This window comes from Tamlana sedimenti (assembly GCF_038148895.1).
Lineage (GTDB): Bacteria > Bacteroidota > Bacteroidia > Flavobacteriales > Flavobacteriaceae > Tamlana.
Genome location: NZ_JBBVGQ010000004.1, coordinates 63,280 through 78,076, shown reverse-complemented (window position 1 = coordinate 78,076; position 14,797 = coordinate 63,280). Strand labels below are relative to the sequence as shown.

General features: G+C 36.1%; 8 protein-coding genes and 1 tRNA gene. 5 read left to right on the top strand and 4 right to left on the bottom strand.

The window, feature by feature from the left end; all coding sequences use genetic code 11:
- The first annotated feature begins 121 nt into the window (after positions 1-121).
- Together WJN01_RS10645 and WJN01_RS10640 are read left to right on the top strand one after the other, a co-directional pair.
- Complete coding sequence (locus WJN01_RS10645) at positions 122-1,201, top strand: adenylate/guanylate cyclase domain-containing protein (protein ID WP_445197144.1); 1,080 nt, start codon at positions 122-124, stop codon at positions 1,199-1,201.
- A gap of 116 nt (positions 1,202-1,317) precedes the next feature.
- Positions 1,318-3,528 (top strand): AAA family ATPase, encoded by a 2,211-nt coding sequence (locus tag WJN01_RS10640; protein WP_445197143.1) that lies wholly within the window; start codon positions 1,318-1,320, stop codon positions 3,526-3,528.
- Between the two features lie 40 nt (positions 3,529-3,568).
- Here the strand turns inward: WJN01_RS10640 and WJN01_RS10635 are convergent, their stop codons facing one another.
- On the bottom strand, positions 3,569-4,762 hold the full coding sequence (locus WJN01_RS10635; protein ID WP_445197142.1) for a hypothetical protein: 1,194 nt from the start codon (positions 4,760-4,762) through the stop codon (positions 3,569-3,571).
- A 603-nt stretch (positions 4,763-5,365) separates the two neighbouring features.
- Entirely contained in the window at positions 5,366-6,649 is a 1,284-nt protein-coding gene (gene fahA, locus WJN01_RS10630; RefSeq protein WP_445197141.1) for a fumarylacetoacetase, read from the bottom strand.
- Positions 6,650-6,863: 214 nt separating this feature from the next.
- Between fahA and glyA the strand changes: the two genes are divergently transcribed.
- Positions 6,864-8,135 (top strand): serine hydroxymethyltransferase, encoded by a 1,272-nt coding sequence (gene glyA, locus WJN01_RS10625; protein WP_445197140.1) that lies wholly within the window; start codon positions 6,864-6,866, stop codon positions 8,133-8,135.
- Between the two features lie 146 nt (positions 8,136-8,281).
- Here glyA and WJN01_RS10620 read toward each other — a convergent pair whose 3' ends face one another.
- The gene (locus WJN01_RS10620; protein WP_445197139.1) at positions 8,282-9,727 is read right to left on the bottom strand and encodes a fibronectin type III domain-containing protein; all 1,446 of its coding nucleotides are present in this window, start codon (positions 9,725-9,727) and stop codon (positions 8,282-8,284) included.
- A gap of 83 nt (positions 9,728-9,810) precedes the next feature.
- Positions 9,811-11,385 (bottom strand): hypothetical protein, encoded by a 1,575-nt coding sequence (locus WJN01_RS10615; protein WP_445197138.1) that lies wholly within the window; start codon positions 11,383-11,385, stop codon positions 9,811-9,813.
- Positions 11,386-11,572: 187 nt separating this feature from the next.
- Here WJN01_RS10615 and WJN01_RS10610 point away from each other — a divergent pair.
- Positions 11,573-11,646: transfer RNA gene (locus tag WJN01_RS10610), tRNA-Arg, on the top strand.
- A 527-nt stretch (positions 11,647-12,173) separates the two neighbouring features.
- Positions 12,174-14,741 (top strand): T9SS type A sorting domain-containing protein, encoded by a 2,568-nt coding sequence (locus tag WJN01_RS10605; RefSeq protein ID WP_445197137.1) that lies wholly within the window; start codon positions 12,174-12,176, stop codon positions 14,739-14,741.
- Positions 14,742-14,797 lie beyond the last annotated feature (56 nt).

The following is a 14,797-nucleotide window of genomic DNA, read 5'->3' as shown; positions in this document are numbered from 1 at the left end:
ATGACACTAATACCAAAAATGAATTTCATTCTTGCTAAAAACTATGGATTTTAATCCATTTATGGTTTCTTTTTCCAACACGAAAGGTTAACTTCGTTGCTGCCGTAACAAAAGCAACCGCGTGTTAACACCCAAAGCAAAACATCATCTTTCTAAAATACTGCCCTTTGGTATCATTTGGTTGGTATTTGCCTTTGTGTTTTTGTTTATCGAGCATGCCGCCGCACCAAACCAAGTGGCCACGGGTGCCATAAAAGTAGATTACAGGGTACTGCTTTTTGCCAGTAGCCTCATTTTTGTACTGGGGTTGGTGGTTGGCACAATTGAACGCTTTTATTTAAACGCCCTGTTTGCCAAACGCAGTTTTCTGGAAAAAATACTGGGCAAAGCACTCATCTATGCTTTGTTTTTGGGGCTGATTGTCTTTATAACCTTTCCCATTGCGGCGAGTTTGGAACTAAAAACCTCGGTATGGGACGAGGCCGTTTGGCACAAGTTTTTCACTTTTTTAAAAAGCCTAACCTTTTGGAGCACGGCCTTGCAGTTGGCCATTTCGATGCTGGCCTCGTTGTTTTATGCCGAGATTAGCGATAATATGGGCCATGACGTGTTGCTTAACTTTTTAACGGGCAAGTACCACAAGCCCAAAGAGGAAACCCGTATTTTTATGTTTTTGGATATGAAAGCCTCCACCAGCATGGCTGAGCGTTTGGGGCATATTAAGTATTTTGAGCTGCTTAATGCCTATTACCGCGATTTGTCCGAACCCATAATAGAGCACTCTGGCGAGATTTACCAATATGTGGGCGATGAAATTGTAGTATCGTGGCCCTATAAAAAGGGCATAAAAAACAACAATTGCATAACCTGTTTTGAGGGCATGAAAGCCAGTTTAAAAAAGCGTGAGGCTTGGTACCAAAACAAATTTGGCGAGGTGCCCACCTTTAAGGCTGGGTTTCATATGGGAAAGGTAACAACGGGCGAAATAGGCAGCATTAAAAAAGACATAATTTTTACCGGCGATGTACTAAACACCACCGCCCGCATACAGGCGCTTTGCAATAGTTATGGGGTTGATGTTTTGATTTCTGAACCCTTGGTAAACGCCTTAAACCTTAATGCCAATTATATATTAAAGAGTTTAGGGCAACAGGAGCTACGAGGCAAAACCAATACTTTGGTTTTATATACTTTTGAATGAAATTACCTTAATATAAGTAGGACTACGTATTGTTTTTTTGGTAAGAAAATTCTAATTTTCTAAAATATTTTAGACTAATTTGATTTTAAGAATTAACCTTCCTAAGAAAACTAACTATGATTTTATCGGTTGACATTAAAAACGTTGCAACATATGACGATGAAGGAGTACAACTGAATGATTTAAAGAAAATCAATTTTATTTATGGTTCAAATGGTTGCGGAAAAACAACAATTTCAAACTTTATTTACGATAATTCAGATTTGAAATTTGTTAATTGTTCGATGGCTTGGCAAAATGATTTGCCATTGAATGTTTTGGTTTATAATAAAGAATTTAGAGAGCGAAACTTTGGTAAAGGAAAACTGAATGGAGTTTTTACTCTTGGTGAAGCAACTGCAGAACAAATAAAGGTGATAGAAGAAAAAAGCGAAAATCTAAAAATAATCAAATCTGAAGGTGTCAAGAAAAAGGAAACACTAGAAACTCAAAAACTAGAAAAAGAAAAATTAGAAAACGAATTTAAAGAAGCCACTTGGACAAAAGTTTACAAAAAATATGAGCTTGATTTTAAGGAAGCTTTTGTTGGAACTTTGCAAAAGGAACCATTTAAAAATAAGCTACTTCAAGAATCAAAATCCAATTCCTCTACATTAGAAACTCGAAGCATTTTAAACCAAAAAGCTAAAACAATATTCGGTGAACAGCCACAAAGTATAAATCCTATAAGCAAAATTTCATTCGATAGAGTTTTGGAAATTGAGGCAAAAGGAATTTGGAAAAAAATTATAGTTGGTAAAGCCGATGTAAATATTGCCAAGTTAATTCAAAAATTAAATATTAACGATTGGGTAAATCAAGGGCGAGATTACATCCAAGACGAAACTTGTCCATTTTGTCAAGAAAAAACTATAACGGATGATTTTAAGAATCAATTGGAAAATTACTTCGATGAAACATATCTGAATGACATCAATTCAATTAAAGATCTGAAACAAGAATACAATACTTTAACACAAAACATAATAAATCAGTTAAATACAATTGAAACAGACCAAAGGGCGCTGAAGAGTACTATGCTTGATATTGATCGATTTTCAGCCTTTTTAAAAACATTGATAAGTCAAAACACTACAAACAATGAATATCTAAATAATAAAATTAAAGAACCAAGCAGAAGTATTGAGCTATTATCTATAAAAGAGCAATCTGATTTAATTGTTGAGTTAATCAATCAAGCCAATACTGAAATTAAAAAACATAATGAAATTGTAGTCAATTACACAAGTGAACGAAACAATCTTATTAAAGCCATTTGGAAATTCGTAGTTGAAGAATACAAAACAGAAATAACCGATTTTAATAAAAAAAAGGATGGTTTAGAAAAAGGAATTACAAGCTTAGAATCTCAGTATAAAACGAAAACAGATGAATACCGGAAACTGGATGCAGAAATAAAAGAATTAAGCAAGAATGTTACAAGCATTCAGCCAACTATTGACGAAATCAATAGATTATTAAAATCCTACGGATTTTTGAATTTTGAAATCGTTCCTGCAGATGAGGAAGGTTTTTATCAAATTCAGCGAGAGGACGGTTCAATTGCAGAATCAACACTAAGTGAAGGTGAAATTACTTTTATAACGTTTCTATATTATCTACAATTAGCAAAAGGAGGAATTTCAGAAGATGTGGTAAATAATGAAAGAGTTTTGGTGGTTGATGACCCAATTTCCAGTCTAGACAGTAATGTTTTGTTTGTTGTTAGTACTCTTTTAAAAGAGATAATCAAATCCATTAAAGCAGATAATGGGAATATTAAACAATTGATTTTATTAACTCACAACGTATATTTTCATAAAGAAGTTTCTTTTATTGACGGTAGAACAAAAATTTGCAACAAAACTAATTTTTGGATTTTAAGAAAAAATGATAAAGTAACAAGTTTGCAAAGCTTTGGGATGGATAACCCAATCCAGTCTTCGTATGAACTTCTTTGGCAAGAATTAAAAAGTGACGGAATAAAATCTAGTTTGACAATTCAAAACATAATGCGTAGGATTATTGAAAATTATTTCAAGCTGCTTGGAAAATATGGAGATGATGACTTAATCTTAAAATTTGAAACTAAAGAAGAACAGGAAATATGTCGGTCTTTAATTGCTTGGATTAATGATGGTTCGCACAGCATTAATGATGATTTGTTCGTTGAACTTCAAGACAGAACAATAGAGGCTTACAAGAAAGTATTTAAAGATATTTTTATTTTAACCGACCACGAAGGACATTATAATATGATGATGAATGTTTTTGAAGAAGTAAACTAGATAGAGCAAAAAAACGCCCAATTTAAATTGGGCGTTTTCTTTAATATTGTTCATTCAACGAATACGTATTCATAATGTTTTTAAGCTGGAGCTTTAAATTTTCCCCAGAGTCGTATATCATTTGTTCTTCGGTAGGGAAGGGCACGGCACGTTGTTGTAAAAATGGCAACAAGGTGGTTTCCAACGCACGGCGGTCGCCACGTGCATCGGCATAAATATGTTCAAACACAAACTGGCTATCTACCGGAAAGGCATCTGCCAATTGCTTGGTGTTTAAATTGTAGTATTCTACATTTCCGGTAACCTGTACAGCCTTAAATTGGGTAAACTCATAAAATTCGCAACGCACGGTTTTTAGGTTATCTACCTCTATGGCATTGCCAAGGCTGTCCTTAACTTGGTTTCCGCGCTCGTCCAACAACAGTTTTTTGCCATCAACAATTTGCTTTTCCTTAACGATTTGGCGTTCCTTAACCTGTTCTGGCGAGGTATTGATTTGGCGTAAATTAACGCGCATGTTGTAATCGTAGTTTACATCTTTAACGGGGTTGTTGTGGTACACCGCCCAAAGGTTGTTCAATCCGTAAGTGCTGAAGTTCAATAAATCGTCTTCCAAACGCTGCGGAATTACTTTTTGGGTATCGTTAATCATTTCAACCAATACAAAATCGGTTCCTTTTTGGTGGGCCACTTCCATAAGGTTACGCACATCTTTGTAATTGGGGTTAATGTCCTCAATGTCGCGCAATTGGTCGTACGCAAAACGGTAGTCCAATTTATTGCTGGTTTTAGATTTTAAAAGCCCAATTGCGTTGCCGTATAATACCTCTGAGGCCTTGTCTTTGGCAGCAATCATAGAGCTGGTGTAATCTTTCATATCCAAACGCACCTCTTGGCCATCAACATACAAGGGTAAAAGCGGTTTTACGCGCTCTTGTCTGTTGTCCAACGACACGTATAGATCGTAGATTTTTATAAAGTTTTCTGGATTGCTGTCTTGTTTCAGGTAATTGATATTATCCAAATCGCGAGCATTGGCTTTGTAAAAAGCCTCCTGTAGCATTAGGATGATATCAGATTTTCCTCTTTTGTCTTTATTGACTCTTAGCTTGCCAATGGCATCGTTAATGGCATGGTCGTAATTGCCAATGCTCACGGCTTTTTCCATTTGTCTGCTTGTGCTGCAAGACCATACAAGCGCTAGGGCTAACGTAAAAAGTAATAGTTTTTTCATCTGTTAAAATTTATTTGTTTTTAATAGGTCAGATGCAATGCCCATATTATCATTAAGCTTGTTTTGGAATTTTATTAATAGGCATTTCATAGGTTAATCGTTTAGGTTTATTTGGGTGTCAAAACAATTTCGGTGCCAAAGTAGTAAAAATATAGATGAAATACTAATAAATCCGTTTAAATGTGAAATAATTAAACGTTTTGTAGGAATTATTATGAATAAAAATACCGAGACGTTATTGCGAGGTACTAAGCAATCTGTTTGTATTTAGTTCCGATTTATGTTGCCTACAAATGTTCAGTTATAAAACATTTTGTCAGGTTGAGCGCAGTCGAAACCTAATTGGGAATTGTAACTCCAAAAGACCTCCATGCGTGCTTTGCAGGGGGCTTTCAAAGAAAAAATATTTTCTTTTCTACCAATGCTCAAGGTGACACTTGGTTTATGGTGGTAATTGGTTTAAATAGAATAATGTTTTTCCACCCTGAATTCATAACTGACGGAGGGCAGGCTTAATGCGGAATACAGTATTTTATTTAGGATTCCTGCCTTGCGCCTCTGCTAAAGCTTCAGCGAACGCAGACGCAGGAATGACAAAACAAATCATTTTTTACCGTAAACGGGAAGCAGTTTTGTGGAAACCTCGCCAAAGCCAATTCGGGTACCATCCTTTTCGCAATAGCCACGCATGATAACGGTGTCCTTGTCATTAATGAATTTGCGCTCAGTGCCGTCCTTCATTTTAATTGGTTTTTCGCCTTTCCAAGTAAGTTCCAGCATAGAGCCGTAGCTGTCTTCGGTTGGGCCCGAAATGGTGCCACTGCCCATTAAATCACCCGAATTTACAGGGCAACCGTTAATGGTGTGGTGTGCCAACTGCTGTACCATGTTCCAGTACATGTATTTGAAGTTCGATTTGCAGACCACAGTTTCTTTGGCGCCATGAGGTTTGATGGAAACTTCCAGGTTGATGTCGTAACTTTTGTTGCCTTTGTATTTAAGGTATTCCATTTGTGGCTTAATGGGTTTTGGGCCAGCCACACGGAATGGTTCCAAAGCATCAAGCGTTACAATCCATGGCGAAATGGAGGTTGCAAAGTTTTTGGCCAAAAACGGACCTAGCGGCACGTATTCCCATTTTTGTATGTCGCGCGCACTCCAATCGTTCAGCAGCACCAAACCGAAAATATATTCCTCGGCTTCATCTATGGGGATAGGTTCGCCCAAATCGTTCGCGGCAGTAGTAATAAACGCCATTTCCAATTCAAAATCCACCAATTTGCTTGGGCCAAAAACAGGCTCGGTAGCTCCATTGGGCAGGGTTTGCCCTTGTGGACGGTGCACCGGAATGCCTGATGGGATAACGGACGAGCTTCTGCCGTGGTAGCCAACAGGAATGTGCAACCAATTTGGTAACAGGGCATTTTCAGGGTCGCGAAACATGCTGCCCACGTTGGTGGCGTGTTCTAGGCTGGAGTAAAAATCGGTGTAATCGCCAATGTGAACTGGTAATTGCATTTCTATTTCGTCCAATCGGAACAACACAATTTCCTTATGGCTTTTGTTATCCTTTAAAATAGGGTTGCTTTTATCAAATATCTGGGCAATGCGGTTTCTAACGGCACGCCATGTTTTTCTGCCGTCTGCAATAAAGTCGTTTAACGAATCTTGCAGAAAGATATCATCCGTTAAAGGAATGCCTTCAAAATACCCCAACTGGTGCAATGCACCCAAATCAATGGCTGTATCGCCAATACGTGTGCCAATCGTAATGATGTCATCACGGGTTAAAAACACCCCAAAAGGAATGTTTTGGATGGGGAAATCTGAATTTTTATCAACGTGCAACCACGAAGTTCTATCTGGATTGTTAGCGGATAACGGCATAACTTTATGTCTTGATTAATTGAATCTGTTTTGACGAATTGTTATCAAACCTACATAAAATTTTTATTTTAAATAAAAAAAATGCAAAAAATATGCACGGCTTCCACCCGTTGATAAAATGGTTAAAAACTTCATGCTAAATGCATGTTTTTTGACAAGTTTAACTAATCTATTTGTTATTTTTGCCGAATATTTAACTAGAACAACATTTTATATGCAACGCGACGAACAAATTTTTGAACTTATACAAGCCGAAAAGGAGCGCCAACTACATGGTATTGAACTGATTGCCTCAGAGAATTTTGTGAGCGAACAGGTGATGGAAGCTGCCGGTTCGGTACTCACCAATAAATATGCTGAAGGCTACCCCGGAAAACGTTACTACGGTGGTTGTGAAGTGGTTGACGAAGTGGAGCAAATAGCCATTGATCGTGCCAAGGCTTTGTTTGGTGCTGAGTATGTAAATGTTCAGCCGCACTCTGGAAGTCAGGCCAACACCGCGGTTTACCACGCTTGTTTAACCCCTGGTGATAAAATTTTAGGGTTCGACCTATCGCACGGTGGGCATTTAACCCACGGTTCGCCTGTTAACTTTTCTGGTAAACTTTACAATCCGGTGTTTTATGGTGTTGACCAAGAAACAGGGGTTCTAAACTATGATAAAATTCAAGAGATTGCCACAAAAGAGCAACCAAAATTAATTATTGCCGGGGCATCTGCTTATTCCCGTGATATCGATTTTAAACGTTTTAGGGAAATTGCAGATAGCGTTGGAGCTATTTTAATGGCCGATATTTCACATCCTGCTGGGTTGATTGCTAAAGGTATTTTGAACGATCCGCTTCCACATTGCCATATCGTAACCACAACAACACACAAAACCTTGCGTGGTCCTCGTGGTGGAATGATAATGATGGGGCAGGATTTTGATAACCCATTTGGCATAACATTGAAAAACGGAAGCTTGCGTAAAATGTCATCCTTATTGGATTCTGCGGTATTCCCCGGAAACCAAGGAGGTCCGTTGGAGCATATCATTGCCGCGAAAGCGATTGCTTTTGGTGAAGCGTTGACCGATGAGTTTTTACATTACCAACTTCAAGTAAAAAAGAACGCAGCGGCTTTGGCTGCAGCTTTGGTTGCAAAAGATTATAACTTGATTTCTGGCGGAACGGACAATCACTGTATGTTGATTGATTTACGAAACAAAAACGTATCAGGTAAAGATGCTGAGCAAGCTCTTGTAAAAGCGGACATTACCGTTAACAAAAACATGGTACCATTTGATGATAAATCACCGTTTGTAACTTCAGGTATTCGTTTAGGAACGGCAGCCATTACAACACGCGGACTTAAAGAAGCTGACATGGCTGCCATTGTGGAATTGATTGATGAAGTGATTACCAACTTCGAAGATGAAGCCACTTTGGATGCTGTAAAAGAAAAAGTAAATGCCATGATGTCTGGAAGACCATTGTTTGCATAAACTATATTATGTTTTGTGGTGAATTGTCAGACTGAGCGGAGTCGAAGTCTTTTTCTGCACATAATAAAATGAGAACCTGAAACAAGTTCAGGTTGACACAAAAAAAATCCTGCTATTGGCAGGATTTTTTGTCTTATAAGATGAATTTAATTGGAAGAACAACTGCCATCATTTATTTCCTGAAAAGTTGGGTTATAGGCGTTGTCATGTACGTTATATAATCCACCAATCATATTACTCTGAACAATAGTTTGTAGACCACATAAATCGGTAAGCATACCATTATACCATATATTTAAATCACCAAAAGTTCTAGTTAAATTACTAAGATTATCCAAATTGGTTATATTGCTGTATCCAATTGTTAAGCTACCCTTAATTAAAGTAATATTGCTTAGAGGAGAAAAATCATTTAGGTTTTTATTGTTGAAGATATATAACTGGCCAAGTGTATTGCTATCTGAGCTATTTATTAAATCAATATTGTCCAATAGTTCGTGGTCTCTAATGTAAACCGAAAATAAGTCTAATTGACTTAAACCATCAATATCTATTAATTTATCATTGTTTGTAAGCTCTACATTTACAGCGGTGACACCATTTGTCATTCCTGAGAAGGCATCTAAAGTAGTTATCTCGGGGTTGTTAACAATATTAATGTAGTCTAAGAGTTTATTTATGCCGGAAAAACCACTTAAATCATTTAGGATTAAATTATCTACAATTGCAATGGCGTTTAAATCGTTGGATATATTTTGCAGCCCATGTGTAGATTCTAATACGGGGTTTGAGGAAACAAAAAGGGAGCCCTGTACGGCAACCAAACTTTGTAAGCCTTCCAAATCCACGATGTCTGAGGTAATATTTGTATATCCTATAATTAACCAATCAGTGATTTCAGTATAATGATTTGATGCAAAATCATCGACTTCTTGTTGCGTTTCCAGAATTACACGACCATTGAAAACTTTAGAAGGCACTGTTGTAAAATTAAAGTTTGAATCGGTAAATGCATTTCCATTAAAAGCCCTTACATAACCATTATAAGTTTTGTTAGCTGTTAAATTGGGGATATATAATTCTAAATCGCTTAAGTTTGATGCAATTAATTGATTTCCGATGAAAACACTGTAGGTAATATTGGCATTATTGGTAACAGTAGAGGCAGTCCATTGTATGGTGGTGGAAACATGACCGAGATGTTTTACTGTTGTATTGAAGCTGGAAGGAGCTACATCCGTATTTGTGCTTTCTTTTGTTGTAAACTCAAAATTGGAAAATTTTATAACTTCAGTGTTATCAACAGCCTCAACTTTTCCAGTGTAAGTTGTGTTTTCCTTCAAGTTAATAAAAGTATAGTTTAAATTTGGTATTAATTCTGCTTCTAGAATTCCATTTAGATATATGTTGTATAGCAATGTACCACTACCATTTAAAGAATTCCAAGAGATGGTTGCAGAGTCATATTTTATGTTTGTTGATTGCACCGTTAGAACGGAATCATCAGTTGGATTGACATTTTCACTAGCACATGATGCTAGGGCTAAAGTGAATAAAATGATTGTCAATTTTGATAGTACTTTGTTTTTCATGAATGGGAATGGGTTTGTGAACATTTATTTTTTTGTTTAGTGGAACGGGAACGATTTTTAAAAGATTATAAGACCACTTTTAATTAATCTGATAATTCCTCCACAGGAAAAGTAATGTGCTGATAGGCGCCTAAGTCTGGCGATGTGGTTCTGTCCACATTCAAAATATCGAAAGGTACCTGAGATGCAAAAGTAGGATTGCCAAGGTTAATGGCTGCCGATTCTTCACCAATAACCAGCATATTTTCATCGACTTTGAAAAAGTTGGGGTCTTGGTTAAAAATATTGCCTTCGTAATGGTTGGTGTCGTTTAAGTCGTAATTCGGCCCCGTTAAATTGGTGTTTCTGCTATCAAATCTTATCAAGCAATTGGTAAATTTAAAGTTGAAAACTACATTGTCGTCTTCCAGTTCGTCCAAAAGAATTTCAGGATTATCATTGCCATAAATAATACAGTTGTTAAAGTTCGCTTCGGTTAAATCGGCAAGAGCGGCATTGTTTTCTTCGTCCAAAACAAAATTGTTTAGCAAAAGTGCAGGGAATTGTCTGGAACTGGTATTCCAATAATTGGCAATAGTACTGTGCGTAAAGTTATATTTTCCACCCAAAGTACCTGCAAAAGAGGACAAACCGGCATTGTTCAGTACCACATTTTCGCCCATAATGGATGTGTTTCTACCCAAAACACCAAAACTGCTGGAATTGTAAACTTGCGAATTGGTAATGGTGAGTTTGTTATTGGTTTCGTTCGGATTGCCATCACATAAAATACCAATAGTTGCGTTTTTTATGGTAGTGTAATTGATGGTGTTGTTCAAACTGCCATCCAACAACCAAATGGCTCCCCATTGGCCCGGAATGTCCGCGTATAAAGGTTCCAATCTGTCGCCTTCTAAAATGATTTCGTTTTCCAATAATTCTTGGTCGCTGCTGTACGCCCCATTCATGTTTATGGAAGCTCCGTTAGAAACAATAATACCCGAATTATCATGAAAATGTAATCGCGCACCGGGTTCAATAGTTAGTGTTTCTCCGTTGGGTACAGTTGCAAAACCATAAATAACATAAGGTTTTTCATTTGTTAAGGTCAATTCTTCGGGTAGCAACTCACGGCCTTGCAAATCGGTTTCCACCAATTCGCCACCCAAATCAAGAGTTAGGGTTTCAATGACTTTTGTTGTGCCATCACGCCCTGGATAAATAAAAACGGCATCCTTAACCAACGTGACCAATTCTACTTTTTGAAGGTTATTTCCAGAATCAAATTCTATTTGGTCGGTATAAAGATATTCACCATTGGTGTTTGGGAAATTATTGATATCGATGGTGGACTCAACAAAAATGTACAAACTATCTTTAGATAGGATTTCTACATTTTCAAAACTCTTTCCAGCCATCCCATCAACACTCAAGCGGTAATTTGAAGATTCGCCCAATGCCAACCTTACTGTAGGAATGGAAATATCGTTGTCGCTTCTATTATGGACGGTTAAATTATAAGTGCTTGAGCCAATGTTCGTGAAAACGGTATCTAAATAAACGGTGTCTTTTGAAAATTCAAGGCTTCCCGTACTGGGTGAGAACTCAAAATCCTTTCGGCAAGAGCTCCAAAGCAATAAAAATCCTAAGGCGAGGGTAAAGTATAAGTAACGTTTCATTAAAAACATAGGTTTAGGTGGCTAAAAATATAACTTTTGAAGCTAGGATTTAGTATGTAAACCTTCAAAAATTCAAAAAAATAGGGAATTGCAATAAATTTAAAATTATAAACATTTCTTTTGGTTGGGTATGTAGTTAATTTTATATTTGCAAACCGAAAACGGAAATCGTTTTCCTTAAGGTTTAGGTCGCGTAGCTCAGTTGGATAGAGCATCTGCCTTCTAAGCAGACGGTCACAGGTTCGAATCCTGTCGCGATCACAAATAGCCCTCTGATTCAGAGGGCTATTTTGTTTATAGTGATTTGTCGAATTGCACTTTAAAAGGAACTGTGCATTATTAATTCAGAAACTTCAATCGTAAAAAAAACACTAGAATTTCAAACATTCTGAAGTCCCAAAACAACATTTAAAATCTTAACTTTCAACTTAACGTTATTATTTATAAAGTAGAAATTTACTTTGTGGAAATTCTGCATATGCCTAATGTTATTTCATCTCTTTAGGTAATTAATTTGTCTTTTTAAGCTCAATTGAATTTTCTACTGTAAAGAGAATACGACATATATTGTTATTTATTAAGTATTTCATCTAAAATCTTTGCATCTAATCTAAAATCAACTCAAAGTACTCAAATTGAGTATTGACCTATTGTGTTTAATTTTTTAATATTATAAACGGTTATGTATTATTGAAAATTAAATTTTCAGTAGAAAGACTTCTCCAGATTTTTTAACCTGCACGATTAATTAGGATTTCCTTGTTTCATTTTTTAAAATTTAGCACATCATGAAAAGCTCTACAATAACCCGTTTTTTGATTTATACCTTTCTTTTAAGTATAACAATTGCTAATGCCCAAATAGTAGAATTTGAAGAAGTTCTGCCAACTTACAGTATGCCTGAGATTGTTGAATATTTTGAAGGTTCAACAAATGGATCTATAGCCTTTGCTGATGTAGACGGAGATAATGATCAAGATGTTGTTATCGCAGGATTTACTACATATAAATCACGGGAAACACAATTATATTTAAATGACGGGTTTGGAGGGTTTACAAAAAAGAACTATATATATTTTGAAGGTATTACGGATGGAGAAATAGCATTTGCTGATGTGGATAATGATAATGATCAGGATTTGCTTATTACTGGATATGATGGAACTACATCGGTTACCGAGTTGTGGATAAATAATGGTAGCGGGGTATTTATTAGAAATAATGATACCATTTTTCCAGGTGTTTATCTTAGTGCCATCAGTTTTGGTGATTATGACAATGATAACGATCAAGATGTTATCATTACAGGATACGATGCCGCAGCAGCAGCACGAGTAGCTAACTTGTATGAAAATGATGGTACAGGAGTATTTTCTTTAGTAGCGGCTACTCCTTTTGAAGGTGTTTCCTCTGGTTCAGTGAACTTAGTGGACATTGATGGGGATAATGATTTGGATGTGTTTATTACAGGCAGCAATGGTACAGTTGTTACCAGAAATTTATACAAAAATGATGGGAGTAATAGCTTTACCGCAATGTCTGGGCTTCCATTTGAGTATGTTTACAGAAGCACTTCAACCTTTTCCGATATTGATGGTGACAATGATTTAGATTTATTAATTACAGGAAATAGTGTTAATGACTTAATATCCGAATTGTATGAAAATGATGGTTCAGGTAATTTTACATTGGTTTCAGAAACCCCATTTGAAGGTGTTGAAAGAGGTGCTGTTTCTTTCTCTGATATCGATGGGGATAACGATGAAGATTTATTACTGACAGGTTTTAATGGCAGCGATCCTATTTCTAAGCTCTATGAAAACAACGGTAGTGGAGTGTTCAGCGAAGCATTGGGTGCTACAATTGAAGGGGTATATTACAGCTCAGTGGCATTTGAGGATGTGGATAACGATAACGATCCAGATTTATTAATAAATGGGTTTAACATTGACACGGATAGGGAAATATCAAAGTTATATAGCAATGATGGTTTAGGAAACTTCCATTTAGTTACAGCATCCCCACCATTTGATGGTACAGGTGGAAACTTAGCTGTTTTGGATATTGATGGAGATAATGATGATGATATTATATTGAACGGTGAAAACAGTGCGTCACAGGGAACAGTCCAAGTTTACCTAAATAATGGTAGCGGTGAATTCAAAATGGATTTAGATAGGCGCTTTCCTGGATTAAATGGTTCTGGAGCAATGATTTTGGGAGACATTGATAATGATAATGATATGGATGTTTTTATGGCAGGATTCGCAAGAGTTTCTGGTTCAACTTCTACCTATGCATTTTTATATAGAAATGATGGTAATGGGTTTTTTAGTTTGATACCAAATACTCCCTTTGTACCTATTAACGGATCAGCAGCTTTTAGTGATTTTGATAGGGACAATGATTTGGATCTTTTTCTTTGTGGGTATAGTGGATCTTATGTATTGGGGTTTTATGTTTATGAGAATGATGGAAGCGGTAATTTTAGTTTGATAGATTCTTATCCTGAGGCTGGTATTTACAGAGGTGCTAAGTTGCTATTTGGAGATATTAACGGTGATAATTATGAGGATTTTATTGTTACTGGTAATGATGGATATGACGATATTACTAAGGTTTTTATCAATACTGTAAATTCGGGTAGCTCTAATTTTACAGAAATTGCTAATCCGTTTAATCAAAAACTAGGGTCTTCGTTAATGTTTGAAGATATAGATAATGATAACGATTTAGATTTAATTGCAGGCCTAACAGTCACAAATGTTAGTAGTACAAAATTATTTATAAATGATGGCTATGGAAACTTTATTGAAGGAGATAATACACCTTTTGTGGGCATGGGTTGGCCGTTAAGTTGTATAGATTTAGATAATGATAATGACAAAGATTTATTTGTAGGAGGTACAAATATATTTACCAATGATGGTAATGGGGTTTTTTCTTTGCACCCAAATAAAATACCAGATAATTTTGATGGTATTGCATCAAGTGCCTTTTTCGATTTTGATGGTGATAATGATAAAGATTTGGTGATTTCTGGAAGGAATGCTTCCAGTCAGAAAATTGTTAAACTTTACAAAAATTCATTCTACACGTTATCGGTTGAAAATAATGATGATTTAGTAGACAATAAGATGATTCTTTACCCAAACCCAACAAAAGACAAGTTAACTATTCAACTAGCAGGTGATCCAGAATTTCAAACAATTAGATTATACAATAGTTTAGGTCAATTCATTAAAAGTTTTAAGAATACCAATAAGTTAGATCTTTCAAATTTAGAAAGAGGTTTGTACTTTCTAGAAATAGAAACTAACCAGGGAAAAACTACCAAAAAAATTATTAAAGATTAATGCCATTAAATCGTTTAAAATAGTTTTAAAAACTAGCATTGTGTAAGTAAAGTATG